Source organism: Halodesulfovibrio sp. (genome assembly GCF_015482765.1).
GTDB lineage: Bacteria > Desulfobacterota > Desulfovibrionia > Desulfovibrionales > Desulfovibrionaceae > Halodesulfovibrio.
Genome location: NZ_JADMLB010000057.1, coordinates 1 through 26,449, shown reverse-complemented (window position 1 = coordinate 26,449; position 26,449 = coordinate 1). Strand labels below are relative to the sequence as shown.

General features: G+C 46.4%; 25 protein-coding genes. 14 read left to right on the top strand and 11 right to left on the bottom strand.

The features are described 5' to 3' along the window. Nucleotides 1-349: 349 nt before the first annotated feature. Complete coding sequence (locus tag QZY95_RS09565) at nucleotides 350-1,039, top strand: TrmB family transcriptional regulator (RefSeq protein ID WP_290922807.1); 690 nt, start codon at nucleotides 350-352, stop codon at nucleotides 1,037-1,039. 15 nt (nucleotides 1,040-1,054) lie between these two features. Then, entirely contained in the window at nucleotides 1,055-2,353 is a 1,299-nt protein-coding gene (lysA, locus tag QZY95_RS09560) for a diaminopimelate decarboxylase (RefSeq protein WP_290922805.1), read from the top strand. Nucleotides 2,354-2,479: 126 nt separating this feature from the next. Here the strand turns inward: lysA and bioD are convergent, their stop codons facing one another. From bioD to bioB, 9 genes are all read right to left on the bottom strand, one after another. Beyond that, nucleotides 2,480-3,184: a dethiobiotin synthase gene (bioD, locus tag QZY95_RS09555; protein WP_290922803.1), complete on the bottom strand. Its 705-nt coding sequence runs from the start codon at nucleotides 3,182-3,184 to the stop codon at nucleotides 2,480-2,482. Continuing rightward, nucleotides 3,171-4,313 carry an aminotransferase class I/II-fold pyridoxal phosphate-dependent enzyme gene (locus QZY95_RS09550; protein WP_290922801.1) on the bottom strand — a complete coding sequence of 381 codons (1,143 nt, stop codon included), beginning with the start codon at nucleotides 4,311-4,313 and terminating at the stop codon, nucleotides 3,171-3,173. The genes bioD and QZY95_RS09550 overlap by 14 nt, the downstream gene beginning before the upstream one ends. After that, complete coding sequence (locus QZY95_RS09545; RefSeq protein WP_290922799.1) at nucleotides 4,295-4,732, bottom strand: hypothetical protein; 438 nt, start codon at nucleotides 4,730-4,732, stop codon at nucleotides 4,295-4,297. The genes QZY95_RS09550 and QZY95_RS09545 overlap by 19 nt, the downstream gene beginning before the upstream one ends. Then, entirely contained in the window at nucleotides 4,733-5,953 is a 1,221-nt protein-coding gene (locus tag QZY95_RS09540; protein WP_290922796.1) for a beta-ketoacyl-[acyl-carrier-protein] synthase family protein, read from the bottom strand. Between the two features lie 9 nt (nucleotides 5,954-5,962). Beyond that, complete coding sequence (locus QZY95_RS09535) at nucleotides 5,963-6,331, bottom strand: acyl carrier protein (RefSeq protein ID WP_290922794.1); 369 nt, start codon at nucleotides 6,329-6,331, stop codon at nucleotides 5,963-5,965. Between the two features lie 9 nt (nucleotides 6,332-6,340). Next, nucleotides 6,341-7,099 carry an SDR family oxidoreductase gene (locus QZY95_RS09530; protein ID WP_290922793.1) on the bottom strand — a complete coding sequence of 253 codons (759 nt, stop codon included), beginning with the start codon at nucleotides 7,097-7,099 and terminating at the stop codon, nucleotides 6,341-6,343. Then, complete coding sequence (locus QZY95_RS09525; RefSeq protein WP_290922791.1) at nucleotides 7,092-7,403, bottom strand: hypothetical protein; 312 nt, start codon at nucleotides 7,401-7,403, stop codon at nucleotides 7,092-7,094. The genes QZY95_RS09530 and QZY95_RS09525 overlap by 8 nt, the downstream gene beginning before the upstream one ends. 186 nt (nucleotides 7,404-7,589) lie before the next feature. Continuing rightward, nucleotides 7,590-8,951, bottom strand: a complete 1,362-nt coding sequence (gene bioA, locus QZY95_RS09520) for an adenosylmethionine--8-amino-7-oxononanoate transaminase (RefSeq protein WP_290922789.1) — start codon at nucleotides 8,949-8,951, stop codon at nucleotides 7,590-7,592. Nucleotides 8,952-8,960: 9 nt separating this feature from the next. Further along, on the bottom strand, nucleotides 8,961-9,941 hold the full coding sequence (bioB, locus tag QZY95_RS09515; protein WP_290922787.1) for a biotin synthase BioB: 981 nt from the start codon (nucleotides 9,939-9,941) through the stop codon (nucleotides 8,961-8,963). 206 nt (nucleotides 9,942-10,147) lie between these two features. On the opposite strand from bioB, the gene QZY95_RS09510 reads away from it, so the two are divergent. From QZY95_RS09510 to QZY95_RS09475, 8 genes are all read left to right on the top strand, one after another. Then, nucleotides 10,148-11,134, top strand: a complete 987-nt coding sequence (locus QZY95_RS09510; protein ID WP_290922786.1) for a biotin--[acetyl-CoA-carboxylase] ligase — start codon at nucleotides 10,148-10,150, stop codon at nucleotides 11,132-11,134. A gap of 307 nt (nucleotides 11,135-11,441) precedes the next feature. Next, complete coding sequence (locus QZY95_RS09505) at nucleotides 11,442-12,833, top strand: MATE family efflux transporter (protein WP_290922784.1); 1,392 nt, start codon at nucleotides 11,442-11,444, stop codon at nucleotides 12,831-12,833. 10 nt (nucleotides 12,834-12,843) lie between these two features. Further along, nucleotides 12,844-13,749, top strand: a complete 906-nt coding sequence (locus QZY95_RS09500; RefSeq protein WP_290922782.1) for a phosphatidylglycerol lysyltransferase domain-containing protein — start codon at nucleotides 12,844-12,846, stop codon at nucleotides 13,747-13,749. Between the two features lie 161 nt (nucleotides 13,750-13,910). After that, nucleotides 13,911-14,144: a NifU family protein gene (locus QZY95_RS09495; RefSeq protein WP_290922780.1), complete on the top strand. Its 234-nt coding sequence runs from the start codon at nucleotides 13,911-13,913 to the stop codon at nucleotides 14,142-14,144. A 199-nt stretch (nucleotides 14,145-14,343) separates the two neighbouring features. Next, on the top strand, nucleotides 14,344-15,735 hold the full coding sequence (gene gltX, locus QZY95_RS09490; RefSeq protein ID WP_290922778.1) for a glutamate--tRNA ligase: 1,392 nt from the start codon (nucleotides 14,344-14,346) through the stop codon (nucleotides 15,733-15,735). Nucleotides 15,736-16,180: 445 nt separating this feature from the next. Further along, nucleotides 16,181-17,137, top strand: a complete 957-nt coding sequence (speB, locus tag QZY95_RS09485) for an agmatinase (protein WP_290922777.1) — start codon at nucleotides 16,181-16,183, stop codon at nucleotides 17,135-17,137. 3 nt (nucleotides 17,138-17,140) lie between these two features. Further along, a complete protein-coding gene (locus QZY95_RS09480; protein WP_290922775.1) occupies nucleotides 17,141-18,616 on the top strand; it encodes a hypothetical protein in 1,476 nt (491 codons plus the stop codon). 209 nt (nucleotides 18,617-18,825) lie between these two features. Further along, nucleotides 18,826-20,241 carry a sigma 54-interacting transcriptional regulator gene (locus QZY95_RS09475; protein WP_290922773.1) on the top strand — a complete coding sequence of 472 codons (1,416 nt, stop codon included), beginning with the start codon at nucleotides 18,826-18,828 and terminating at the stop codon, nucleotides 20,239-20,241. Nucleotides 20,242-20,442: 201 nt separating this feature from the next. On the opposite strand, the gene QZY95_RS09470 is transcribed toward QZY95_RS09475, so the two are convergent. Continuing rightward, a complete protein-coding gene (locus tag QZY95_RS09470; RefSeq protein WP_290922770.1) occupies nucleotides 20,443-20,697 on the bottom strand; it encodes a hypothetical protein in 255 nt (84 codons plus the stop codon). 221 nt (nucleotides 20,698-20,918) lie between these two features. Between QZY95_RS09470 and QZY95_RS09465 the strand changes: the two genes are divergently transcribed. Both QZY95_RS09465 and QZY95_RS09460 read left to right on the top strand, forming a co-directional pair. After that, nucleotides 20,919-21,602, top strand: a complete 684-nt coding sequence (locus QZY95_RS09465; RefSeq protein WP_290922768.1) for a Crp/Fnr family transcriptional regulator — start codon at nucleotides 20,919-20,921, stop codon at nucleotides 21,600-21,602. 602 nt (nucleotides 21,603-22,204) lie between these two features. Beyond that, a complete protein-coding gene (locus QZY95_RS09460; RefSeq protein ID WP_290922763.1) occupies nucleotides 22,205-22,591 on the top strand; it encodes a hypothetical protein in 387 nt (128 codons plus the stop codon). Between the two features lie 105 nt (nucleotides 22,592-22,696). On the opposite strand, the gene QZY95_RS09455 is transcribed toward QZY95_RS09460, so the two are convergent. Next, nucleotides 22,697-23,440: a 4Fe-4S binding protein gene (locus QZY95_RS09455; RefSeq protein WP_290922758.1), complete on the bottom strand. Its 744-nt coding sequence runs from the start codon at nucleotides 23,438-23,440 to the stop codon at nucleotides 22,697-22,699. Nucleotides 23,441-23,698: 258 nt separating this feature from the next. Here QZY95_RS09455 and QZY95_RS09450 point away from each other — a divergent pair, with 258 nt between their 5' ends. Then, a complete protein-coding gene (locus tag QZY95_RS09450) occupies nucleotides 23,699-24,367 on the top strand; it encodes a Crp/Fnr family transcriptional regulator (RefSeq protein WP_290922753.1) in 669 nt (222 codons plus the stop codon). Nucleotides 24,368-24,478: 111 nt separating this feature from the next. Continuing rightward, nucleotides 24,479-26,368: an anaerobic carbon-monoxide dehydrogenase catalytic subunit gene (gene cooS / locus QZY95_RS09445; RefSeq protein ID WP_290922749.1), complete on the top strand. Its 1,890-nt coding sequence runs from the start codon at nucleotides 24,479-24,481 to the stop codon at nucleotides 26,366-26,368. Nucleotides 26,369-26,449: the final 81 nt, after the last annotated feature.

Here is a 26,449-nt window from a genome sequence, read left to right as displayed (position 1 = left end):
ATATCTTGTTCATGGACATATATACGCACATAGAATACGGAGCCTGAAAACAGATTGTAGCTGACCTTGCAGTAAGGTGCTTTTTTCCCCGACGCAACACGTAATGCTGTTCTGCAAACTATAAGAATGTGTTGCTGCATTCCCTTATTATCAAAATGTCTTTTTGTAAGATGAGGTTGTTTTACAGTCCTGTTTATTCCTATTTGTATTTGCGATACTTATAGGCGTTGCAGCGCAAGAGGTCAGAGCGTAATCGCTGCCGCAAAAAAGTTAAAAAATTGATCTTGAATACTTGACCGGTATTGAAATCTGAAATAGTAGTACTTGTAAGAACTACGCAGGAGAAGAAATGGAACTCATTCAGGCATTGAAGAAATTTGGTTTCACTCAGCAAGAGTCATTAATGTACGTAACTCTTTGTAAAATGGGTGCCATGACGGGGTACGAGGCCGCAAAGGTTTCCGGCATATCCCGCTCCAATGCATACGCTGCGTTATCCAGCCTTGTTGAAAAAGGCGGAGCCATTGTTTCTTCCGAGGATTCCAGTAAATACACTGCCATTCCGAGAGAAGAACTTATTTTAAACTTACGTCGCTCATGCGAGTCGACGCTTGAGTTTCTGGAAGAAAATTTACCGGAACAGGAAGAGGAAGAAGCACCGTATCTCACTATTTCCGGATACGGGAACACCCTTGATAAGATGCGGAATATGATTTTGCTGGCAAAAGGGTGGGTGTACCTTTCTGTTTCATCCTCAACAGTAAAACTGCTTACACCTGATCTCGAAAACTGTATCGAGCGGGGCCTTAAAGTGGTTATACTGTCTGATGAGGACCCGCACCTTTCCGGTGTTGTGTTTATGCATAATGAAGCACCGGCGGAAAATGTGCGCATTATCGCTGATACCAGCGAAGTTATAGTGGGTACGCTCGAAGTAAATAAAGGGCAGTGCCTCTATTCAAAAAACAAGCACCTTGTATCGTTGATGCGTGAAGCTCTGTTAAACGAGATTGAGCTCATTAAAATACGAGGAATTTAATCAGGAGATTTAGGCATGAGCAATGTTCGCTCCAGCTACACTGACAGTGTAAATTTTTACGGCAATAACACCCCAATGGAACTTGTTAAAACATTCGGCAGCCCGCTGTATGTTTACAACGAGAATATTCTTCGTACCCGTTGTCGTGAAGTTAAGGCACTTTCTGACAATCCAGCCTTTACACCTAACTATTCCGCAAAGGCGAATACAAATATTCACCTCCTCAAGGTAGTTCAAGAGGAAGGAATGGTGGTTGATGCAATGTCGCCGGGCGAAATTGTCATGAACCTTGCCGCCGGATTTAAGCCGGAGCAGATCCTGTTCATATCCAATAACGTCTCTGCTGAAGAACTCCAGTACGCTATTGATCATGGCGTATATGTGAGTGTGGATTCCCTCTCCCAGCTGGATCTGTACGGTCAGCTTAATCCGGGCGGCAAGGTTGTTATCCGTTTCAACCCGGGCATCGGTGCTGGCCACCATGCAAAAGTTGTTACTGGTGGCAAACAGACCAAGTTTGGTGTTGACCCTGAAGAAGCAGATACCGTGCGCGCAACATTAGCACGCCATAATCTGACTCTTTGTGGTGTGAACATGCACATCGGTTCACTGTTTATGGAGCCGGATGGATACCTTGAAGCAATGCAGGTTCTTCTTTCCATCGCAAAAGAATGGATTACAGAAGATAACGCATTGGAGATCATCGACTTTGGTGGTGGCTTCGGTATCCCGTACCGCAAATATGAAAGTGAAGAGCGCCTTGATCTTGCAAAACTTGGTGAAGCATTCCACGCAACAATTACGAAATTTATTGAAGACACTGGATACACCGGACGCTTTATGTGTGAACCGGGTCGCTACATTGCAGCGGAGTGCGGCGTATTGCTCGGCACTTGTTACAGTGTGAAAAACAACGGTGAAAAACGCTTTGCCGGAACTGATCTTGGTTTTAACCAGCTGATGCGTCCTGCCATGTACGATTCCTTCCACGATGTAGAGATTTATCGTGAAGGCGGCAGTGAAGCTACCGAAACAATGGAACAGAGCATTGTCGGTAACATTTGCGAATCCGGTGACATCATGGCGAAAGACCGCCAGCTCCCTGAAATTGCAGAAGGCGACGTTATCGCAATGCTTGATGCAGGTGCTTACGGATACGTAATGGCATCTCCATACAACCAGCGTCCACGTCCTGCTGAAGTGCTTATTCAGGCAAACGGTGAACCGCGTCTTATCCGTCGTCGTGAAACCTTGAATGATTTATTGAATATGTATCCGGAAGCGGATGAACTCCTGAACGAGTTCGGCGAGTAGCTATTTATTCAGAGGTTACTCCGCAAGTGTGCTGTATATAATTTTATGTACAGCGTTAGGTAAGACACTCACGGAGTAACGAAGGTACGATTTGTTGGCAGGTTTGCCGTGCTCCATTCGGTAAACCTAGCCAGCGATCCTTTCGAAGAGTGAAATTGCCTCTTCTGGAGGATTTGAAAAGTCTTCAATATGCGGAATACATCCGCATACAGAATAGTTTGAAAATGTGGAGATTGCCTCCATATTTTCCTGCAGCATCGCCTGTGGTGTACGGTGTTCCTTGTTATTCACAAACACTATCCCTGCCGGTTGAACGCCTCGGTGATGCAACGCCTCAATGGAAAGAAGCGTGTGGTTGATTGTACCAAGTCCGGCTCGTGCAACGAGTATGGGCTTGATCCCGAACCGCTGGACAGCCAGTTGCACGATGTCCGCCAACATATGTGTACGGCTGAAAGGCACTAGCAATCCTCCGGCAGCTTCTACCACCAAGGTATTATTTTTACGCAAATATGCCAGTTTGTGTAAAAGGTCTTCCACTTCTACGCTGCTCTGTTCATCACGGGCAGCGTAGAATGGAGCCTTGGGAGCGTTAAAGCAGGCTCCGGTTGCTTCAGCAGCAGTCTGTTGCAGTTCCGGACAATATTTAAGAACGAAGCTGGCGTCAGCGCCTGCATCGTTCGGGCTAAGGCAGCCTGTTTGCACCGGTTTCCAATAATAAGGCGTGTGCCCCGTTCTTATAAGGAAACGCATGAGCATCAGGGAAGCAACTGTCTTACCCACATCGGTATCTGTACCGACAACGAAAAATGACGGATTAGGTTCTGTCATACCACCCCCTGATACTGTTGACGAATGTGTGTACGTCCTCAGTACTGTGCAAGGCTGTCATGCTTACTCGTATGACAGCTTTGTTCATTGGTACGGTCGGATAGCGCGATGCAAACGCAAGCACACCGTCCTCCCGCATTTTTTCCGCAATAGTTGCGGCTTTCATTTCATCACCGATTTCAATGGAAACTATGTGTGCATCTCCTTGAATAGAGAAGCCTGCGTGCTGTAATTCCGTACGCAGTAAAGAACTCACATGGGCAAGGTGTGCACGTTCTGCATCCATTTTTGGCAGTTGTTTGAGTAAAGCAGCTGCCGCTGCCCCATGAGCTTCCGGCATCGCAGTTGAGTAGATGACAGGCGATGAGAAGTTCTGGAAAAATTCTTTGAATCCTTTTGGCATCAGAATAAAAGCCCCGAACATTCCGAGAGCCTTGCCGAAGGTTCCTACCGCCAGATCTGCACAGCTGTTGCAGAGACCTGTTCCGTTTGTGCCGAGTGCACCGAAAGCGTGGGCTTCATCAACAATGGAAAAGAATCCGTGCTCATGGCGTAAGGACTCGAATGTTTTTGTGTCCAACATATCACCGTCCATGCTGAACAAGGACTCTGTCAGAACAACAGGCGATTCTGCTTTTGTAAGCTGCAATTTCCTGCCGAGTTGTGCAAGGTCGCTATGGGCGAAGCCTTTAAGTGTACTTCCTGTCTGTGCCAGCCCTTGTGCCATGCTTGCATGAATCCGTTTGTCGTAGAAAAGCGTTTCGGCGGGGCTGCATATTCCCCAGAGAACAGCAAGGTTTGCCTGGTACCCACTGGGGAGAAACAGTGCTTCATCGTATCCGAAATACTCTGCAAATCTCTGCTCTACATCCTCTGTAAAGCCAGTGTGTCCAGAGACAAGCCGTGAAGACGTACCGGATGGAAGGTGGTTGGCAAAACATGCACTGAGTGTTTTTTGCCATGCGCTATTTTGCGCTAATCCAAGGTAGTCGTTGGAAGCAAAGTTGATCAGCTTTTTGCCGTTTACGATAGCATGACTTCCATGGTGTTCCTGTACAGTTACTGGTTGGCGGTAGAGTCCAGATTCTTTTCGAAGAGTAATGGAGCGTTTTAAGCGTTCTGTAAGCATTGAAACAACTCCCTGTAGTGGGTAGTAAGTGCTGATTGAGAGAACTGTGCACCATAGTCTGTACAGCCAAAAAGAAATGCACCTTCAATCAGCACATCGGCACACGAAAGCTGGATAGTATATGCAGCCGTTGAGTCCGTTTGCGCTGTTTGAGTAACGGTTGTTTTAGCGAGACCCGAAAGAGGCATGCTTGGCAGTACAGATGTGTCTTGAATGGAAAGCAAAAATGCATGGCGTGAAAACTTCATGCAGTGTCTAAAGTGCATGCCGCCTGTTTGTGCCATTGCTTCCAGAGCAAGATATGCAGGAGCGTTGGCAAAGTGTTTTTCAGCCGTGAGAACTGTTGCTGTACAATCAGTAATTGCATCCAGCATAATAAACCGTTCAACGTCGAATGTGATTGTTCTGTGAGTGTGCATTTATGGCCAGAGACGCACTACGAGTGCACTGTTTTGTCCACCGAACCCGAAGTTTTCGAGCAGGAGGGTGGATACAGGAAGCGACATGGTTTCAGTTACAAAGTGAAGCTGTTCAGAGCACGGTGTGGTCAGGTTTCTCACGGGAGGAATCATTCCTTTACTGAGCAGGGCTAGTAAAATACCAAGCTCAACTGCGCCTGATGCAGCGGTACAGTGTCCCACCCATGATTTAAGAGCTGTGACCAAAGGAATATGCGCTGCCGATTCAGTATGAAAAATACGTTCAATCATGTGTGCTTCCATGGTGTCGTTTAAAGGGGTCGACGTACCATGTGCTGCAATAAGTTCAACTTGATCAGAAGAGATGCCTGCCTCAAGAAGAGCATGCCGAACTGCTTTTTCAGCGTGTACAGCGTTTGGGTGCGGAGCAGTCATTGTGTGCGCATCCATTGTTGCACCGTAGCCGCAGATTTCAGCAACTATATGCGCTCCGCGCGCTTGTGCATGATCCAGAGATTCAAGCACAAACATGGCTCCGCCTTCTCCGGCAATAAAGCCGTTGCGTTCGGCATCAAACGGGCGACAAGCCTTTTGCGGATCTCCGCCTTTATTCCAGATTGCCTGTGCTTTTTTGTAGCCAAGCAGACCCCCGTGCGAAAGGCGGGAGTCTCCGCCACCGGCAAAGGCGACGGTAAGATAGCCATCTTTAATTTTCCGGAAAGCTTCGCCAATTGCCTGTGTTGAAGCAGAGCAGGCGGTTCCTATCGTGGAATTTTCTCCATGGATGTGAAGAAATTGGCTTATGGCACTTGCTGCTGTGTTAGGCAGGTAGCGCAGCATCCACAGTGCAGCCAGTTCCGCACTGTCCATATTGCCGTTTTCAACATTCGGAAAGTCTGAACTGATATCCAGATTAGGCCCTGCACCTATGAAAAGTCCGGCATGTTCCAGAAGGTCAGCAGTGGCGCTGCTGTCTTCTGCCGCCCGTACGGCGGCCGCTAAAGCAAGCTGTGCCCCGCGTGAAAGATATTTTCTGTTTTTCCAGCGTCCGGTAACGGTTGCGAGATCAAAGTCAGTGATAGCGCATTCCATACATCCCTCGAATTCGTGAGATGCAGTAAAATGCGGTAGATTATGGCGCACATTGCTGGCTATGCTCTCAGGAGTATTCCCAAGAGAGGTTACATATCCTGCGCCTGTTATGACAACTCGATTTCGCATTCCGGCTCCTTATGCACGTTTTGCGTGTTCGATATAGGCAACAATGTCCTGCACTTGTAATACAGGTCCTGCGTTAACGGTCTGAAGTATTTCCTGTATGCGGTCTGTAGAGAGGTGCGGGTACACAGAACGTAGATGTATTTGTTGTTCTATGCCGTTGTCTTCAGCTTCAGCCATGTGAAGGCGGAGTGATTTAAGAAAAACGATGTCGTCGCTAACGGAAATACCGCATTCCTTGTTCAGCCCAATTCCATATTCCATCAAGTCAATGGATTCTGTCGGGAGATCCCGCAGGACGTATGTGGAGGGCGTAACTTCTTCCGGTTCTACTTCGAGAACTTCGGTAATAACGTGTTGAACTTGAGTAAAAGTAGACATTGCAAATCCTTATTTACAGGCGGTTAATCCGCCATCCATTGTAATTGTTGTTCCGTTTATCATTTGTGCCTCGTCACTGAGTAGAAATATGATGGTCGATGCTGCTTCTTCTGAAGTGATGGCACGCCTTGCAGGAGAGAGTTTCACTGCTTCAGGGTTGTTTTTTATATATGCAGTGCCTCGACCGCTCTGCACGTATCCGAGGCGTATGGAACAACTGGTCACTCCTCGAGCTGCAAGCTCAATACCAAGGTTTTGGAAGAGAGCTTCTCCGGCTCGTTTAGATGCTGCATAAAAGCCTTGTCCCGCATTAGGGAGCACTCCGGCAGTGGATGAGACAAACAGACAGCGACCAAATCGTTTGCCGAGCATCATCCTTGAAACATGACGAAGACAGATGCTTCTGCCTGAAATGTTTGTTTCAAAATATCGGGCAATGTCCTTCGGGGCAGCTCCGGCGATGAACCCTTCAAAATCACTTTGCATGCAGTCCACAAGATAGTCAGGCTGTTGTATTTGCCCCAGTGGGGAGTTGGTTACACCCGTGTCTATTGTAACGCTGCGGGCGACCTTTTCCAAATTGAGTTCGAGTATAGTTGCCGCTGGAAAGGCTGATGTAATGCGGGCAATTCCTTTTTCTGAACATGCAGAAAGGGTTAGCTGCATCCCCGCTTCGCTAAGTTTTTTTGCGACTGCCATGCCGATATCTGAGGAGGCTCCAAGGACGCAGGCATGGGTACCCGTGAAGTGCATGGGAAGGCTATGCATCTGACTGTTCCTCATGATGAATCAAAATACGTCCTGTGACGGCTTTTCCATCGTTGTTGAATAAGGTGCAGGAAAATCCGAACGGCTTGGCTTCAAGAGTATATTCGTATGTTTCCGGTGTTACAAAAGATCGGAATCGAAATTTACTCACTTGTAGTTTGGCGTCTGGCATGAGTTCCCTCACTACTCCCATGAAGCTGTGAATGATCAGCGTTCCCGGAATGATTGGGCTGTCCGGAAAATGGTCAGCCAGTGCCGGTTCGCTAGCGGGGAATGCAAATGTTCCGGTAATCGTATTCTTCATTGGTTGTCTCCGACGGCGGTTACCAGCGGGGTACCTTCGGCGACCGGAGAATCTCTTGTAAGAGGTTTTCCGGACTCTCAGAAACTTTTTCCAGTGATGTTAGGCTGTTGTTTGAATATAGGGCGACATTATCCCATTGGTGTTGTTGGACGGAATAACGGTGTCGCGGCAACAACAGTCTTTTTTCTAAGCCTGAGAAGTGACCGATTTGATAGCTTCAGTTGTTGCCTTGCAGAGCAGATCAATTTCACTGAGTGTTATGCTGAGCGGTGGCATAAGAACAATCACATCACCCAGATTGCGGATGATGACGCCATGTTTACGTGCTTCCATGCAGACTTTGTGTGCGATCTTCTCAGCAGTTTCGAACGGTTGCTTTGAATCTTTATCTTTAACCAGTTCAATACCGGTCATAATTCCCCGATTACGGATTTCACCAACGTGAACAAGCTCACGCATTTCTGCAAGGTGGTTTTGTAAATGGGTAATTTTTGGTTGAAGTTTTTTCATTACTTCGTTGGCTTCAAAGTAGTCTAGATTTGCAAGGGCTGCTGCACACGCAAGCGGGTTACCCGTGTAAGTGTGGCCGTGGAAAAATGTTTTGAACTCTTCATGTTTTCCAAGAAAGCCATTGTAGATGTCTTCTGAAGCAACAGTCGCGGCAAGAGGGAGGTATCCGGCACTGATTCCTTTAGCGAGGCAGATGATATCCGGTGTGATGTTTTCCTGTTCACAGGCGAACATGGTTCCTGTTTTGCCAAAGCCAACGGCAACTTCATCTGCAATAAGAATGATATTGTGGCGTTTACACAGATCTCGAACATGTGTGAGGTATCCGTGCGGATGCATGATTTGTCCTGCTGCACCTTGAACAAGCGGTTCAATAACGAATGCTGCTGCCGTGCTGCCGTGTTTTTCTAAAACGTCTTCAACATGCTGGAAGCATTCACGGTTACAGAACGTTTTTTCTTTTCCAAACGGACAACGGTAGCAGTACGGGGTGGTTACTTTTTCACCTTGGAATAACAGGTGCTTGTATGTGGCGTGGAATAAGTCCATTCCTCCCACTGCAACCGAACCGATGGTGTCGCCGTGGTAGGCGTTCTGCATGGAAATAAATTTGGTACGGTTCGGATCACCTTTTTCAGCCTGCTGCTGGAATTGAAAAGCAATTTTCAATGCTACTTCTACAGCCGTTGAGCCGCTGTCAGAGTAGAATACACGGGTAAGACCTTCAGGAAGAATTTCTACCAGTCGTTTGGCAAGCTCTGTTGCAGGAACACTTGCCAGCCCAAGCATGGTGGTATGGGCAATTTTTGTAAGTTGTTCCTGAACTGCTTTATCGATTTCCGGAACACAGTGTCCGTGGACGTTTGTCCAGAGTGAGGAGACGCCGTCCAGATAGCGGTTGCCCTCGGTATCGATGAGCCAGTTGTCTTTTCCGCTTTCGATAATAAGTTGATCTTGTTGAACCCATTCTGCCATTTGAGTAAACGGGTGCCAGACATTTGTGCGATCTATTGTTTGTAACTCTTGTGTTGTGCTCATATGTGCTCCTTATGCAACGCCCAGATTGGCAAGCATGGTCATGTCATCTGCCATGTTGCGTCCGCCTGTGGTCAAATAGTTTCCGATCATAAGACCGTTGGCTCCAGCCATTGGAATGAGTGACTGCAATTCGCCCAGTGTGTTTTCGCGCCCTCCGGCAATAAGAATATCCTGCGTCGGCAGAATAAATCTGTAGACAGCAATGGCACGTAAGGCTTCAGAAGCTTTCAAAAGTGGCTGGTTTTCAAGGCGTGTGCCTTTTACCGGAGTGAGGAAATTCATTGGAATAGAAGGTACTTCAAGGTCTCGAAGGGTGCAGGCCAATTCAACTCGTTGGTTGCGGTTTTCTCCAAGACCTAATATGCCGCCGGAGCAGACACGAAATCCAGCTTCAAGTGCGTTTTTGACTGAGTTGATGTCATCATCATACTCATGAGTGCTACAGATGGCAGAAAAGTGTGAGCGTGCAGTCTCAAGGTTGTGATGGTAACTGGAGAAACCTGCCTGACGCAGGCGGAGTGCCATGTCTGGTGAAAGCTGGCCTAGTGACCCACAAACTTTGAGTGTGGTTTGCGAGGTGATGGCTAGTGCTGCTTCGCAAACTGTGTCGAGTTCTTTTTCGGAGAGTGCCATGCCGCTGGTGACAATGCCGTAACGCTGAGCGCCGCCTGCTTCAAGCTCTTTAGCTCTGAGCAGCAGTGTGTCAGCATCCTGCAAAGGATAGATCGGTGCATTTGTTGTGTGATACTTGGATTGTGCACAGAACGAGCAGTTTTCACTGCACTTTCCTGATTTAGCGTTTACAATACCGCAGGTAAAGAATTCACGCTTTGTCAAAGCGGAGCGAATACGCTGAGCGCCTGCAAGTATGTCCAGCGTTGCATTTTCCGGAAGGTGTATCAGTTTTTCTGCATCAGCTTGGCTGATACCTTTTCCTGACTGGACAACCTCTTCGCACAGGGCGTACACAGTTGAAGCAGTAGTGGTCATAGTGGTTTCTCTGAGAATTTATAGATCTATCCACACGTCATAACGAGAGAAAAGCTTGGTGGCAGAAAGGCTGTTCTGCCGGTAATAGACGCTTTCAGTTGATTTGACGGGGCACATCCGTGTCGTTTTAGTACCGTCGGAGTATCTGAGAGTAATACTATTGTCAACTTTTAGTAAGTTTATAAAGTTTACAATCAGGGGTGAGAATGGCTTCAAAGGGTGATGCAATCCGAGGGAAGATCTTGGAATTACTGCAAGAAAATACAGAAGAGTATACTTCCGGTGAAGATATAAGCCGGAATTTTGCAATCTCCCGTGCTGCTGTTTCCAAACACGTAAGTGTGTTGCGAGGACAGGGGCATGAGATTGAAGCCGTTACCCGTAAGGGGTACCGCCTCTTACGTATGGCCGAACAATTGACGGAACAGTGTGTTCAGCAAGGGCTGAAGACAACTGTTTTTGGTAAGCGGGGCGTAACCTATATGCCTAGCGTCGGTTCGACCAACATTGAAGCTATGCAGTTGGCATTTATGGATGCTCCTGAGGGGGCGTTGGTTATTGCTGATGAGCAAACCGGCGGCAGAGGAAGGCAAGGGCGTACATGGCATTCTCCTGCCGGCTGCGGGTTGTATGTTTCTGTGATTCTGCGACCGGATATTGCCCCGAATGAGGCTCCCATTATTACCTTGTTGACCAATGTTGCGGCGGCAGAGGCTGTGCATGATGTGACAGGGATTCTTCCGGTCTGCAAATGGCCGAACGATGTGCTGATAGATGGCTGCAAGATTGCAGGAAATCTGACAGAAATTTTCCTATCCGGTGATAGTGTCGGGCATGTTGTTTCCGGTGTGGGGATTAATATGCGCCCGTTGCCGAAGCAGATAGTCCCTGAATTACGTACAACTCCATGCTCGTTAGAGGAAATTATAGGCAAAAAGGTTTCGCGCCTTCAGTTACTGCAAGCGTATTTAACTCGTTATGAGCACTGGTATTTACTGGTAAAAAAACAGGGTTTTGCTCCTCTTTTGAGTCGCTGGAAAGAGCTTACGGATGTTGTAGGAAAAGAACTGACAGTGCAGGTTCGCGGAGAAATGGTTCAAGGTACTGTTATCGATGTTTCTACCGACGGAATGCTGGTTCTCCGTAATGCTAATGGTGAAGAACGTCGTCTTTTTTCCGGTGATATTTTGTAGGTGATTGCATGAGGTTGGATGATTACAAAGCGTATCGTTACAACCTCAGGCTACGATTAATCGTATGCAGATAGTCTTGTTACTGTTCAAAGAGACCGGCAAAGCTTTTTGACTTTCTTCCCAAAATAATCATCTCAAAGATAGGCTGTCAGTTGCCTGCACTTCGTATTGCAATCATTTTTGAATCAATGTCTTTTGCATGAAGAGTACTCTACGTATAAAGTAGTAATTGCAATTTGCAGGCTGTACTTTTTCCCTATCCGTATTATCCTCTGCACTTCAACACTTTCACTTGGTAAGTAAATTAATGAGTAACTCAGAGCAGATAGTAGACCCTACTTCCTACAAAGCCATCTGGAATCTTGCATGGCCGCAGATTCTTATGATGATGTTTCATTTTTTAATCGGCTTTGTCGATGTATGGGTAGCAGGGCAGATTGATTCCAATGTTCAGGCGGCGCTGGGGATGATTTCCCAAACCTTCCTGTTCTTTCTTGTTATTGCCATAGCCATTGGTAACGGCTGTGTGGCTGCCATCAGTCAGTCCATAGGAGCCGGGCTGCATAGGCGCGCCGCACGGTATATAGGATTGGTTGTTTTACTTGGTCTTGTATGCGGGTTGGTAATTTCCGGTTTCGGGTTAAGTTTCCGTCATGTGTTTTTAGGAATATTGCAGACACCGGATGAAATTTATCCCATCGCTATGTATTTTTTGAAAATCTACCTTATGCTGCTTCCGGTTTATTATGTGTTTGTTATTACAAATGCTGTGTTCCGTGCAAAAATGATGGTCTTTGTCCCTATGCGCTCAATTGCCATTGTCGCTTTAGTGAACACCATTGCTGACCTCGGTTTCGGACTTGGCTGGTTTGGACTGCCGGAATTCGGCTACAAAGGTGTTGCGTGGGCGACATTACTTTCTGTAACAGGCGGCACGCTGTACAACTTTGCGGTTCTCACAGGGAAGGGCATTCTTGTAAGGGATTCCTTTGCGCCATGGCGCTGGGCACGTCATGCACTGCCGTATCTGATCAAAGTTGCTGCTCCGGCAGGCGGTACTCAGGCTTTGTGGCATACAGGCTATATTGTTCTTTTTGCCATCGTGGCGTCTTTGCCTTTTGATGCCATTAACGCTCTTGCGGGGCTTGCAGCAGGAATGCGCATTGAGTCTCTTTTGTTCCTGCCTGCTTTTGCTTTTAATATGACGGCAAGCATTCTTATCGGGCACTTTCTTGGTGCCGGAAATCGAGGTGAAGCAAAGCGTGCAGGGTTGCGAATCTTGGGAACAGCCTGCGGTATTATGTCCATTATCGCTGTATGCTTCTGGCCGTTTATTGACCCGATGGCGAGATTCCTTGCACCGGAGCCGGATGTTACGGTTCAGGCCGCTGTGTATCTGAAGTACAACATTATCTCTATTCCGTTTACCGTTGCCAGTATGACACTTGGCGGTATTATGACCGGTGCCGGTGCTACCATCTACAACTTTTGGATTTACAGCAGTGCTTCGTGGCTGGTTCGATTGCCTGTAGCGTATATCCTTGGACACCTTGTGTTGAAAGACGCAGAGGGTGTGTACATTGCGATGCTTGTTTCACAGGTTTTCCAGTCCACAACAATGTTTTATATATTTATGCGACGCGATTGGTATCGTTTCAGCATGATTAAACGCAAAAATTCGACCGCTCCGGCTGCGTAGGAGTCTTTTCATGAAAGAGCTTATTTTTGAACCGATTACGTTTGAGCGTAAAGACGAATATATGGAGCGACTGGCTCTGAGTAATACAAAATCTTCGGATTTCAGTTTTACGAATATATGGGGCTGGGCAGATGAATATAGTCTTGAATGGGCTTGGACTGACAACCTTGTCTGGATTCGTCAGTCCACAACAGCAGATTCAGAAATTCCAGTGGTGCGTTATTGGGCGCCTATAGGAAACTGGGATAATGTGGATTGGGCAAATTGTCCGTATATGAAGCAGGCTCGAACATTCCATCGCGTGCCTGAGCGTTTGCTTGAGATCTGGAAAGAAAAGATTGGTAATCGCATTACTCCGACTGAAGATCGCGGACAGTGGGATTACATTTATGATGTTCAGGAACTGGGCGAACTGCGTGGTAAAAAGTTTCATAAAAAGAAGAACCTCGTTAACCAGTTCAAGAAGCTCTACTCATATACTTATGAGCCAATGACCGCCGACTGCGTGGAAGCCGTGCTGGAAATGCAGGAAGAGTGGTGCATGTGGCGTGAGTGTGAAGAATCTCAGTCGTTGCTTGCAGAGAATGATGCTATTCGTCGTGTATTGGAGCAGTGGGACGTTATTCCTTCCCTCATAGGCGGTTCAATTCAGGTTGACGGTAAAGTAATAGCCTACACTGTAGCAGAAGCCATTAATGACGAGACCGTTGTTATTCATTTTGAAAAAGGTAGAACCGACTATAAAGGCATCTATCAGGCAATTAACAACTTTTTCCTCACTGATGAGGGCTCCCGCTTTACGTATGTAAACCGTGAACAGGATTTAGACGATGAAGGGCTGCGAAAAGCAAAGATGAGCTACAATCCCGTAGACTTTGTTAAAAAGTTTGTCGTGGAGCTGGCTGAAGAAAAGTAACAAGCCGTACTGTACAGGATTCGAGAGATGAGAATGGCTGTTCAGGGGTGGCACTGGTTATTTTATATGTTGCCTGACTCCGATTACACTCTCTTCGTTTGACACTGTTTTTTAACAGCGATAGAAGTGCCACACATCATATATACTGTGAGGAATAAAACATGACTCTTAGAGAAAAAGTAGAAGCAGCGTTGGATAAAGTTCGTCCTTACCTTCAAAATGACGGCGGCGACGTTGAGCTTGTAGATGTTACCGAGCGCGGCATTGTGACTGTACGTCTCACTGGCGCATGTAAGGGCTGCCCAATGTCCCAGATGACTCTGCGTAATACTGTAGAGCGTTTTGTTCTCAAAGCAGTGCCTGAAGTAAAGGCTGTAGAACCGGCAGACGACTAATAGAACGTTTTTACGTCAGTACAGCACCCCGCCGAATCTTTCAGAATACGTCTGGAAAATTTTGTGGGGGCTTTTCCTGTTCAGCGTCTTGCTATGTTGTGGTACAGCTGATTCACACGAACGGACATTCTCCCGTTCGGAACAGTGAATGAATACCTATATCAGTAGGTTTTTATATATTTTTTGAGGAGATAGTTTCATGGCTAAAGTAGTCACTCGTTTTGCTCCGTCCCCTACCGGACACTTACATATCGGTGGTGCACGTACCGCTATTTTCAGTTGGTTGCTTGCCCGTCATCATGGCGGCGAATTTGTTCTGCGTATTGAAGATACAGATAGAGAACGTTCTGAGCAGCAGTACACAGATGCTATTCTTGCTTCCATGGAATGGCTTGGCCTCAGTTGGGATGCAGAGCCTGTTTACCAGAGCCAGCGTGATGATCTGTACAACAAGTACATTGATCAGCTGCTTGCAGAAGGCAAAGCATACTACTGTGACTGTAGTGCAGAAGAAGTAGAAGCAATGCGTGAAGAAGCTCGTGCTAACGGTAAGAAGCCAAAGTACAACGGTAAGTGTCGTGAACTTGGTTTAGAAAAAGCAGAAGGTCGAGTTGTACGCTTTAAAGCACCGCTTACCGGACGCACCGTATGGAAAGACCTTGTGAAGGGCAGCATTGCGTTTGACAACGAAGAGCTTGATGACATGATCATCCGCCGTAGTGACGGCTCTCCTACATACAACCTTGCAGTTGTTGTAGATGACCATTCTCAGGAGATCTCTCACGTTCTTCGTGGTGATGACCATGTAAACAACACTCCGAAACAGATTATGCTGTACACAGCTCTCGGCTGGGAAGTTCCTGAGTTTGGACATGTTCCAATGATTCTCGGCTCTGACCGTAAGAAGCTTTCTAAGCGTCACGGTGCGAAGTCTGTAATGGAATATGAAAAAATGGGTCTGCTTCCTCAGGCATTGGTGAACTACCTCGTTCGTCTTGGCTGGTCTCATGGAGATCAGGAAATCTTTACCCTTGATGAACTGATTGAACTGTTCTCTACCGACAACCTTTCATCTTCTGCTGCCGGTTTTGATCCAGATAAATTGCTCTGGCTTAACGCACAGTACATGAAAGATTCTTCTGATGCTGACCTTGCAGCGCTCGTTGCACCTTTTGCAAAAGAAGCCGGTTTTGAAATTTCTCTTGAAGAGCTGACCGCTATGGTTCCTCTTTTTAAAGATCGTGCAAAAGATTTGATTGGTCTTGTTGACGCAATGCGCTTTATGCTTCTTGCAGACTCTGAATACGAGTTTGAAGAAAAAGCAGTAAAGAAAGCCCTCACTGAAGAAGGCAAACAGCACCTTGCTAACATGCGCGAACAGTTTGCTGCACTCGAAGCATTTACTAAAGATACCACCCACGAAGTTATGGCTAACTACGTATCTGATAATGGTCTTAAATTTAAGGCTGTCGGCCCTCCACTGCGTGTAGCGCTTGTTGGCGCAATGGGTGGCCCTAACCTTCCTGACGTGATGGAAATCATCGGTAAGGAACGTACACTTGCCCGTATCGACCGTGCTCTTGAGCAGTAGTCGTTTTTACTTCTTTGCTTTTATAAAGCCGTTGCTTATGCAGCGGCTTTTTTTTGTGCTTTTTGGAAAAGGTTGAGAGCTTTTTTTTGAAAAAGAAGTGCATGATGAAAAAATGCAACTGAGTATTCACTCTTGAATTTCACCCTATTCATATATGAATAGGGTGAAAGACCTTGTAACTACTTAATTCTACTTCATTGCTTCATATTTGCTATTCAAAAATGAATAGCATGTAAAAACTTCTTACAGATATAATCAATAAAATTTAAATAGTTAGCGTTTGGCACAGGGTTTGCCTTTAAGGAGGTATGCCTTGCCCTTGTCCGGCAATTTATTTGGATAAATTTATGCCATGCTTTTTCATGGTGGATTTACTTGTTTGTTGATTTAGCGCCCGTTTGTTTGCGGGACTGTCCCATGGGCAGGGCAATATCAGGAGGAAGTTATGAGTAAACCAGTTAATTCTTTGGAATCCCCACGCTTTTGCGGTGTTCGTACTTTTATGCGCCTGCCTCATGTTACCACAGCATCAGGTGCAGATTTCGCCATTCTGGGCGTGCCGTTCGATACCGCAACCTCGTATAAACCGGGTTGTCGTTTCGGCCCCGAATCCATTCGCGCAGCTTCTACTATTCTTAAAAACTACAATGAAGTTCTTGATGTAGATATTTTTGAAGAGTGCTCAGGCGTTGACTGGGGGGATATTGATATTGTTCCCGGATATTTGGAAGAGAGTTTTGCAAAAATTGAAGAAGGCGTTGCCAGCGTGTTACAGGAAGGCGCAGTTCCTGTAATCATGGGCGGCGATCATTCAATTACGTTACCGGAATTGCGCGCTGTAGCGAAAAAGTATGGTCCAGTCGCACTCATTCATTTTGATGCACATTCGGACACAGGCAGTGACTACTTCGGCAAGCCGTACAACCATGGTACTACGTTCCATTGGGCTATAAAAGAAGGACTCATTAAGCCGGAAGAATCAAGTCAGGTGGGCATACGCGGCCCATTGTACAGCCGAGATGCACTTAGTTTTGCGCGTGAAAGCGGTATGGATGTGATTACAGGATGGGAACTCCATCACATTGGTATCGAAGCTGCTGTCACACGCATTCGTGAGCGAATTACTCCGGGAACACCGGTTTTTGTAACGTTTGATATCGATTTTCTGGATGCGGCATACGCACCGGGTACAGGGACGCCTGAAATTGGCGGCTTTACAACCCATGAGGCTCTCAAGCTTGTTCTTGAGTCCTGTCAGAAGCTGAATCTGGTCGGTATGGATCTGGTGGAAGTTCTGCCGGAATCTGACACCGCAGATATTACTTCGTTTGCTGCTGCCGGAATCATGCATGCGTTTTTGTCATGCCTTGCCTACAACAAAAGACAAGCTGGGACGGAGTAACTTATGTCCATCGATCTAGTTATTATTCTCGGGTATTTCTTGGTGATGATCGGGTGCGGGATTGCAGGGATATTTTTTGCAAAAAGCAATGAAGATTATCTTGTAGCGGGACGAAATTTACGATTCTGGATGTACTTTCCATGTCTTGCCAGCGTTATTCTTGGCGGTGGCGCAACGTTCGGTTCTGTGAAGCTCGCCTATCAGTTCGGTTTTTCCGGCTCATGGGTTGTTCTTATGTATGGTTTTGGTGTGATGAGTATGGGGGTGTTGCTTTCAAGCAAAATGGCTAACCTTCGTGTTATCAGTTTGAGTGAAATGCTCGAAGTACGATATGCAGCCAGCGCCCGATACATCAGTGCCATTATCTCCTGTATCTACACAGCCATGATTGCAGTTGTGCAGGTTATTGCCATTGGCACTATCCTGCATGCGTTCTTTGGCTGGGATATGGTAACATCCATGATCGCGGGTGGTGCTGTGTCTTTGCTGTACACTCTGCTGGGTGGAATGTGGTCTGTAACTATTACAGACGTTATTCAGTTTGCTCTTATGATGGTCGGTGTTTTCGGTTTCCTCGTACCGCTTTCCATCGACAAGGCCGGCGGGCTTGATGCGCTGTTCAATGCTGTGCCGCAATCATACTTTGATCCTTTTGCAATCGGCTGGGATCAGCTCCTTATGTACTTCCTGCTCATGTACCTTGGTATTATGATCGGTCAGGACATCTGGCAGCGAGTGTTTACAGCAAAAAGCGGCAAGGTTGCTACTCGCGGAACTGTTGCGGCGGGCTTCTTCTCAGTACTTTGGGGCGGTGCAATGGCTATCTGTGGCATGGCGGCGTTTGTTCTTTTGCCGGATCTTGATCAGCCGCAGAAAGCTCTTGGGCAGCTCGTAGTGACTGTAATGCCAAGCGGTCTCCTTGGTATGGTTGTCGCCGGTCTTCTTTCCACACTCATGTCTACGGTGAGTGGTACAATCCTCGCTTCGTCTACACTTATTATTAACGACCTCGTAAAACCATTCCGTCATGACATGGACACAAAACAGGAAATGCTCCTGTCCCGCATAATCACCTTTGCCGTAGGTGTGGTGGTTCTTTTCCTCGCAGTTGTTATCGGTGATGTAATGCACGCTCTGGATATTGCTTACGCATTACTTTCCGGCTGTATCTTTGTTCCTGTTGTCGCTGGCTTCTTCTGGCGCAAGGCAACCGCACAGGGTGCTGTTTACTCAATTGCTGTGAGTGGTGTGGTAACTACCGTCTGTATTATGACTTACGGTGCATTTTCCGCATACACCATCATCTTCGGTATTCTGAGCAGTGCAGTTGTGCTGGTAGTGGTAAGCCTTATGACAGGCCCTCCAAACCCTGCACAGCTTGCAGAGTGGGAAAAACGTCTTGCAGCTTCTGAAAGTTATGATGCTGACTCTATGACTGATGAAGAGCGCAGTGCTCAGGCTCAGCCGGCATTACACTAATAGAGGCAGGTAAAGGAAATTGAATAAAAAGCTCGAAGGGTAGGACTCTTCGAGCTTTTCTCCTATTCAACGGTTTGCTTGCCCACTGTGCATTTGCTAGTGTCGGGCACACTCTTTTACACGTAGGTGTTTTTGTACACCGCATGTAGGCTCCCTGTTTCACTTTGTAGCGTGAGCAGGATATTCACCTTTTTCACTAGGAATTGTGTATGCGCAATTACACTCCCTATGAAAACGGGATGCAGGACTTCTTGGCAGAGTCACATCCCATTCGAACCAATTTACCGGAACTGCATGACCTGTATTCAGTTATTGAATCCATGCACGACAATGTTGTTATCGTTAACAGGGAAGGGATCATAAGCTGGGTCAGCAGTTGTTTTGAAAGAACGTACGATATTCCGAGGCAGGAAATTGTTGGCAGAACAACCTACGATATGGAGAGCGAAGGATTGTTTTGTCCGTCCGTAGCGTCGCTTGTTTTGCAAGGTAAACAGACTGTCACGGTAGTCGAAGATAACCAACTCGGGGGGCGCAATATTGTTACCGGTGTTCCCATTTATGATAAGGCCGGAGAAGTAGAATGGGTTATCAGTTACACTGTGGATTCTCGCTATTTCCTGAAGCTGAATAATGAATATGAAAAATTGAACACCGCCCTTGATGGCGAACAAATTTTGTTGAGTCCTGATCCATCTTCCTGGGGCGTTGTCGCTATCAGTCCGGCGATGCAGCGGGTTCTTGAATATGTTTCCAAAGTGGCTTTGGTCGATACGAATGTACTGATTACGGGAGAGTCTGGCGTTGGTAAAAATGTCATTTCTCGCCTCATCCATAAGCAGAGTGATCGGTCTAACGGGCCTCTTATGGAAATCAACTGTGCTGGAATTCCGGCAAATTTGCTTGAGTCAGAGCTGTTCGGTTACGAAGCAGGGGCCTTTACCGGAGCAAGCAGGCAGGGCAAGGTTGGACGTATTGAGCTGGCAAACGGCGGCACGCTGGTACTTGATGAAATTGGCGAGCTTCCACTGGAACTTCAGGCTAAGCTTCTTCAAGTTATTCAGGAAAAGAAGCTGACAAAGCTGGGTGGAACAAAAGCTATTAATGTCGATTTCAGGCTTATTGCGGCTACGAATCAGGACTTACGTTCTCTTGTTGATAAAAAGCTTTTTCGCAGTGATCTTTTTTTTAGACTGAATGTTCTGCATTTGAATATTCCTCCCCTACGAGAGCGCACAGAGGATATTGTTCCCTTAGCAAATAATGTTTTGGAAGAGGCTAACGGAAAATATGCCACCAACAAATATTTTTCGCCGGAGGTGATTGATGCATTACAGATGTATTCATGGCCGGGGAATGTTCGTGAATTGCGAAACGTGGTGGAGCGGCTGGTTATTATCTCTGAACAGCTGATAATTTCTGAAGATGATTTGCCATCTCATATTCAGGATGGGGCATTTTTAGAGCGAGAGAATCAGCTTCCGTTGAAACATGCGCTACAAGAACTTGAAAAGAAGCTCGTTTCACGAGCATTCAAAAAGCATAAAACCACAGTGGCAACAGCGAAGGCTTTGGGGATAAGTCAGCCGAGTGCTGCACGAAAAATTACAAAGTACTGTAGATAGCTGTAAAAACTGCTTGTAAGGCGGGAACGTACATTAATACGTTAGCGTTTTTGTAGATAAAAAATAAAAAGGGGTGATTCTACGTAGTTGTAGAATCACCCTATATTTTCATATGAGCTTCATGCTGTGCAACACATGTTGCGTTGAGTGAAAAAACAGGCGGGTGTTTTTTCAAACTATGCAGCATCTGCCGTGTATGAATTACTGCGCAGGTAAATCGTCTTTGGTAAACATGCGCCAGCTTGTAGTACCGTCTTCAGCAGATTCTGGTTCAACACGCAGAACAGGTTCACCTTTCCAATAATAAATCATGGATTCATCAGAGAAAACGTCGCACTTCATGTTTTCGACGATTTCATGTGGTTCCAGTTTATTAACATCAATTCCAAGTTCGCTTAACTGTTCGCGGAGCAGCTCTTCTACTCGTGCTGCAACGCTTTGAGACATCTTGCTCATAGCAGTTCTCCTACATAAGATGATCGGACTATAGCCTTGATTGCAACAGTTCGCAATTGTGTAAAGGGGTTGGAGCGTAAACAGTGTCAACTTTGTTCAAGAGATGACGACCTGCGAGCAAGTTGCTATAAGATGTGCATGCTTGGAATGTAGAGAATAAATCGTTATGCATAGCTATGTCTTAGTGCAACATCTTCTATAGATTAGATAAAAGGATTCTCATGCAACTTACCACTGTGCTTTCTCAGATGCCCTTTTTCAGCGGACTTTCAGATGAACAGCTTTCGGAACTTGAGGCTATTGCAGTTCGTAAAGATGTGGGGCGCGGTCAGATCATCTTTTATGAATCTGCTCCGGCGGAAGGATTTTATATTGTACTGTCCGGCAGGGTTAAGATTTACAAGACAGGACCTGACGGGCGTGAAGCGATTATTCATCTTTATGGATCAGGTGAAACCTTTGGTGAAGTTGCAGTGTTCCAGAATAGTTCTTTCCCTGCCCATTCAGAAGCGGTGGAAAAGTCAACACTTGCATTTTTCCCTCGTAAGGGATTGCTTGAATGCATCGCAAACGACCCAGCTTTAGCACTTGCAATGCTAGGCTCCATGTCAAAGAAGCTGAGGATGTTTACCAAGCAGGTAGAAGCGCTGACTTTGCACGAAGCACCACAACGTCTGGCATCATATCTTCTGTACACAAGTGAAGAAAAAGATGGTGCAGTCACGTTTAAACTTGATGTATCCAAAGGGCTTCTGGCTGGAATGCTGGGCACTGCACGTGAAACGTTGTCCCGTACGCTTTCTAAAATGGCAGATCAGGGGCTTGTATCTGTAGACGGGCGTCAGATTACCATTGAAGACATGGCAGCCTTAGAAGATTTGGCTGAAGGCGAGATTGTTCTGTAGTCGTCAGGTGAATTGCATCAGGTGGCTGGCAGGAGTGTTTGTTTCGTGTGAGGATTGCTCACACCGTGTAAGTTCACCACCGCGTGAAAGGTGTAGCAAGAACGTTTTTGGTATTAGCTCAACGGTTCGGTTTAGTTCATATGTAAAATACCGAGAATAATACGTTAGCTGCGTTTTTTGAGCAAAAGCCCTGCTGGAGCCTCTTTGAGCGCATTTTTAGAATTTTCTTTTTATTCCTAACTGTTGCATTCACTGTTTGCCGCATTATTTTTTATGAGTATGCTGAGAAAAGCATGCAACGTGCTGTTAGTATTACTAGATTGTTCAATAAGTTTGTTCACAAACCGCCCTTGAAATAGTTCAAGGGCGGTTTTTTTCTGTAATAAAAGTGTGATGCAGTACTTTTGAAATGTATGACAGAAAGAATACTGTAATTTATCAACGATATTACATTGTAGTAGTGTTTGTTTTACGTTGTTTCTGCTAGCCTATGTTTAATCGCTTGAGGTTGTTGCGATCAGAGTTGCAGCATGCTGCATTCATAAAAGTTGAACGTAACAAGTACCTTATAGAATAAAAATCTTATTGATAGGAGGCACACTATGGTGAGAACGAAGCTGATTGCTTGTAATATCGCAGCATTAGTGGTGTTGGCTGCATTGGTGCTGCCAACAGTTGTCAAGGCAGAGACCGTCATGGTGGCGGAAGAAGTGGTAGTTGTAAACTCAGTACCACCTGTGGATGTTGTTCGGTCTCCGACCTTCACACATCCTGAAGAAGTTACCCTTCATGTTCCTATGAATCAGGTAGCTATCAATAAATCTTTGACCACCGTTGATGAACGCAAAGTTCGCGCTATGTCTACCCGCCGTTCCGTGGGTCGTGCTGTGCGCAGGGGAACTTTTGTGTATCCTCGCAGCGAATGGCCGGTATACGCACCAGCAAAATACCGTGTTAACCCTGTAATCGTGCGGACTGAAAAGCCATAACGCACGAACAAGACATGAATAGAAAAAGACCTCCGCACAGTGTGCCGAGGTCTTTTTCTAGCTTTGTCAGTAAGGTAAACGTCTCGTATGATGGATGTTCAACGGTTAGCCGAACATAGTTTTTTCAGCGCGTGCTCCACCGCAGGTCATGATGGTTTCTTTAGCCTCGATGGCAACGCCGGAAAGTTTGATTGCGTCAGCCAGTGCACGGGAAAGTCCGGTACAGCAAGGAACTTCCATGCGCAGAACACTGATTGAGCGAATTCCGCTAGTGCGGATAATATCAGCAAGTTTGTTCACATACTCGTTGGTATCATCAAATTTAGGACACCCGATGAGAACTACTTTATCTTTAGCAAATTCACTGTGGAAAATAGGAGAAGCTGCTGCCGCACAGTCTGCTGCTACAAGTACATCTGCACCTTTCAGGTACGGTGCTGTAGGCGGAACAAGGCGGATTTTAAGAGGCCAGTGTCCCGGACCGGAAACTTTATTGCCCGGTACTTCAATTTCAACAGTCTTCATGCTTTTTACATGAGATCCCATGCAACCGCACGGGCTGGAAGCCGGAGCAGCTTTGGCTTCTGCTTCTTTAGCGTCGCGCTGTTTCACCCATTCCATAGCGGCTTCTTCATCAAACTCAGGAGCTTCTCTTTCAATAATATGCAATGCGTCCTGAGGGCATGCACCAAGGCAAGCACCTAAGCCGTCACAGTATTCATCTTTAACGATTTTTGCTTTGCCGTTGATGATCTGAATAGCACCTTCGGCACAGTCAAGAACGCATAAGCCGCAGCCGTCACAACGTTCTTCATCAATTTCAATAATTTTACGCACTACTTTATTCATAAAAACTCCTTTTAGCGAAGTCGCTTTAATTCCTCATTTGTTGAGTCCACTATACGCGGTTCTTTTTTCTATGTTGTGACGTACAGCAAAAATGTGAACTTTTTTGCGGTATCGACTATTCTTATTTGTATAATACCATTTTTTTGCTGAAATCGAGTAGCTGTAAAATTACGAAAGCATGCTTGCAAGTTTTGCTTCTCTTGGGCACTCTTTAGCGTGAAGTGAATTGCACAATGAGCACTATATAAGGAAATATCCATGAAATTCGCTGAGATAAATTTACTTGAGGAATTGGAAAAGCCCGAGTTTAAAGACTTACGCGCTGCATTGAACGAGCGTAAATTTGTTGCAACGGAAATGATAGCCGACCCGTTAACGTCTCTGAATGATGATGCGAAGCCGGATCTTACCGCCAGTGGAAGCGTCTTTATCGTTAAAGAGGGAAGACTCAGGGTGTATCTTGCAGCAGAAGGAAAGGAGTTTACTCTTTCTATTCTGGAAGCGGGTGATATCTACACCTGTCATACCGGAACGTTTGTTCAGGCGTTGACTCCTGGGGTGTTGCTGACAACAAGCATTCCTGTGTTCCATACTTACCTGCGAGACATCCCGCAGGTCAGCAAAGTTATGGTACGTATCCTCGGTAATATGCTGAAGAGCACGTTTGGTATTATTGACGGACTTGTTTTCGGTGATGCTTCCACGCGCCTTGCAGACTTTTTGTTGTCTGTAGCAAAAGATGAAAACGGTAAACTCGTTGCACGCCTTGGTATGACAGGCGAACAGCTTGCACAGCATGTCGGGTCAACGCGTCAGACAGTTTCCACTTTGCTGAATGATATGGTGCGATCCGGTATTCTTGTCCGCGTAAAGCGCGGCGTATTTGAAATTGTAGACGAAGCGCGGCTTGAAGAGCTGAATAAGTAGAACTCCCGACCATAACGGGATGTTTTTCCAGCAATTGTCAGCTTGCCGACAGAAGAAGAAATATACGTGTGTAATAGAAGGAGCAGAACAAAAATTTTGGAGGAGAGCAGTATGGCAAAAGAACCTAAAAAGCCTGAAGATCTTTCCATTTGGGAAGATGCGCATGCAATGATCCGTAAAGCAAAAGCGGAGAGTATTGAAACTGCGTGGGACAGACTGGAGCGTCAAACTCCACACTGTAAATTCTGTGATCTGGGTACGACATGTCGTAACTGTATCATGGGGCCTTGCAGAATCAGCACAAAGCCGGGTGCAAAAATGAATCTTGGCGTTTGCGGTGCCGACGCAGACGTGGTGGTAGCCCGTAACTTTGGTCGTTTTATCGCAGGCGGTAGCGCTGGCCATTCAGATCATGGACGTGATTTGATTGAAGTACTCGAAGCGATTGTTGATGGCGATACAGAGCACTATCATATTTCAGAGCCGGAAAAGCTTACACGCATCGCTGCAGAGGTTGGTGTTCCAACCGAAGGGCGTGAGCTTAACGACATAGCATCTGCTCTCGTGGACGAATGCTATAAGGATTTCGGCTCCCGTCGTTCATCTCTGGCATTTTTAACTCGTGTTCCAGAACAGCGTCGCGCCCTTTGGGATCGCGTAGGTATTACTCCTCGCGGTGTTGACCGTGAAATTGCTGAAATGATGCACCGTACACATATGGGTTGTGATAACGATGCACCGAATACATTGCTCCATTCAGCCCGTTGTGCTTTGTCTGACGGCTGGGGTGGTTCCATGATTGGTACAGAGCTTTCCGATGTTATTTTCGGAACTCCGACCCCATCTCGTTCCACAAGTAACCTCGGTGTTATTAAAGAGGACAAAGTAAACATTCTTGTACACGGACATAATCCGGTTGTATCTGAAATGATCCTCGCTGCGGCACGTCTTCCTGAGCTTGTAGAAAAAGCAAAGGCGGCAGGTGCAGCAGGTATTAACGTTGCAGGTCTTTGCTGCACAGGTAACGAGCTGCTGATGCGTCAGGGTATTCCAATGGCTGGTAACCACCTTATGACAGAGCTTGCTATCGTGACAGGTGCAGTTGAATCCGTTGTTGTGGACTACCAGTGTATTATGCCTTCCATGGTAACTGTTGCACAGTGTTACCATACCCGCTTCATTACAACTGCGGAAAAAGCGAAATTTACCGGTGCAATGCATTTTGAAGTGCATCCGCACAATGCACTTGAGCAGGCAACCGCAATTGTAGAAGAGTCCATCAAAGCTTACACAGAGCGAGATAAAGGACGCGTTGAAATTCCGGCACAGCCAGTAGAAATCATGACCGGTTTCTCAAATGAAGCAATCCTTTCTGCACTTGGTGGAACCCTTACCCCGCTTATTGATGCTATCAAGGCAGGTAAAATCCGCGGTATTGTGGGTATTGTCGGGTGTAACAATCCGAAAATTAAGCAGGACTCTGCAAATGTCGGACTCGCAAAAGAGCTTCTCAAGCGTGATATCCTTGTTCTGGTGACCGGTTGTGTGACAACCGCTGCCGGTAAAGCAGGGCTTCTCGTGCCGGAAGGTATTGAAATGGCAGGTGAGGGTATTAAAGAAGTCTGTGGCGCATTGGGTATTCCGCCGGTACTTCATCTCGGTAGTTGTGTAGATAACTCCCGAATTATGCATCTTTGCGGTCTTGTGGCAAAAGAACTTGGTGTTGATATCTCTGATTTACCTGTGGGTGCTTCTTCTCCTGAATGGTATTCCGAGAAAGCTGCTGCAATTGGTATGTATGCTGTTGCTAGTGGCGTGATGACACACTTAGGTCTTCCGCCGAACATTCTTGGTTCCGAAACTGTGACCAACATTGCTCTTGAAGGACTTGAAGAGATTGTAGGTGCACATTTTGTAGTGGAAGAAGACTACGTAAAAGCAGCAAAATTGCTTGATGCACGTATCAGCATGAAACGTCTCGGATTGGGACTTTCTGAATAAGGTATGGTTATGATCGGTCTGTGTTGGCACGTCTGATATAGGGATGTACAGCACAGGCCGTGTTTCGGGTACGGCATTGGA

Excerpts from the sequence above, each read along its gene's own strand:
- QZY95_RS09480 (WP_290922775.1), top strand. The coding sequence starts at position 17,141 with ATGTCCATCGATCTAGTTATTATTCTCGGGTATTTCTTGGTGATGATC.
- QZY95_RS09565 (WP_290922807.1), top strand. The coding sequence starts at position 350 with ATGGAACTCATTCAGGCATTGAAGAAATTTGGTTTCACTCAGCAAGAG.
- QZY95_RS09545 (WP_290922799.1), bottom strand. The coding sequence starts at position 4,732 with ATGCACACTCACAGAACAATCACATTCGACGTTGAACGGTTTATTATG.
- QZY95_RS09495 (WP_290922780.1), top strand. The coding sequence starts at position 13,911 with ATGACTCTTAGAGAAAAAGTAGAAGCAGCGTTGGATAAAGTTCGTCCT.
- QZY95_RS09505 (WP_290922784.1), top strand. The coding sequence starts at position 11,442 with ATGAGTAACTCAGAGCAGATAGTAGACCCTACTTCCTACAAAGCCATC.
- QZY95_RS09535 (WP_290922794.1), bottom strand. The coding sequence starts at position 6,331 with ATGTCTACTTTTACTCAAGTTCAACACGTTATTACCGAAGTTCTCGAA.
- QZY95_RS09510 (WP_290922786.1), top strand. The coding sequence starts at position 10,148 with ATGGCTTCAAAGGGTGATGCAATCCGAGGGAAGATCTTGGAATTACTG.
- QZY95_RS09500 (WP_290922782.1), top strand. The coding sequence starts at position 12,844 with ATGAAAGAGCTTATTTTTGAACCGATTACGTTTGAGCGTAAAGACGAA.
- QZY95_RS09540 (WP_290922796.1), bottom strand. The coding sequence starts at position 5,953 with ATGCGAAATCGAGTTGTCATAACAGGCGCAGGATATGTAACCTCTCTT.
- gltX (WP_290922778.1), top strand. The coding sequence starts at position 14,344 with ATGGCTAAAGTAGTCACTCGTTTTGCTCCGTCCCCTACCGGACACTTA.
- QZY95_RS09455 (WP_290922758.1), bottom strand. The coding sequence starts at position 23,440 with ATGAATAAAGTAGTGCGTAAAATTATTGAAATTGATGAAGAACGTTGT.
- QZY95_RS09470 (WP_290922770.1), bottom strand. The coding sequence starts at position 20,697 with ATGAGCAAGATGTCTCAAAGCGTTGCAGCACGAGTAGAAGAGCTGCTC.
- bioA (WP_290922789.1), bottom strand. The coding sequence starts at position 8,951 with ATGAGCACAACACAAGAGTTACAAACAATAGATCGCACAAATGTCTGG.
- QZY95_RS09530 (WP_290922793.1), bottom strand. The coding sequence starts at position 7,099 with ATGCATAGCCTTCCCATGCACTTCACGGGTACCCATGCCTGCGTCCTT.
- QZY95_RS09550 (WP_290922801.1), bottom strand. The coding sequence starts at position 4,313 with ATGCTTACAGAACGCTTAAAACGCTCCATTACTCTTCGAAAAGAATCT.
- QZY95_RS09460 (WP_290922763.1), top strand. The coding sequence starts at position 22,205 with ATGGTGAGAACGAAGCTGATTGCTTGTAATATCGCAGCATTAGTGGTG.
- QZY95_RS09475 (WP_290922773.1), top strand. The coding sequence starts at position 18,826 with ATGCGCAATTACACTCCCTATGAAAACGGGATGCAGGACTTCTTGGCA.
- speB (WP_290922777.1), top strand. The coding sequence starts at position 16,181 with ATGAGTAAACCAGTTAATTCTTTGGAATCCCCACGCTTTTGCGGTGTT.
- QZY95_RS09465 (WP_290922768.1), top strand. The coding sequence starts at position 20,919 with ATGCAACTTACCACTGTGCTTTCTCAGATGCCCTTTTTCAGCGGACTT.
- lysA (WP_290922805.1), top strand. The coding sequence starts at position 1,055 with ATGAGCAATGTTCGCTCCAGCTACACTGACAGTGTAAATTTTTACGGC.
- QZY95_RS09450 (WP_290922753.1), top strand. The coding sequence starts at position 23,699 with ATGAAATTCGCTGAGATAAATTTACTTGAGGAATTGGAAAAGCCCGAG.
- bioD (WP_290922803.1), bottom strand. The coding sequence starts at position 3,184 with ATGACAGAACCTAATCCGTCATTTTTCGTTGTCGGTACAGATACCGAT.
- bioB (WP_290922787.1), bottom strand. The coding sequence starts at position 9,941 with ATGACCACTACTGCTTCAACTGTGTACGCCCTGTGCGAAGAGGTTGTC.
- QZY95_RS09525 (WP_290922791.1), bottom strand. The coding sequence starts at position 7,403 with ATGAAGAATACGATTACCGGAACATTTGCATTCCCCGCTAGCGAACCG.
- cooS (WP_290922749.1), top strand. The coding sequence starts at position 24,479 with ATGGCAAAAGAACCTAAAAAGCCTGAAGATCTTTCCATTTGGGAAGAT.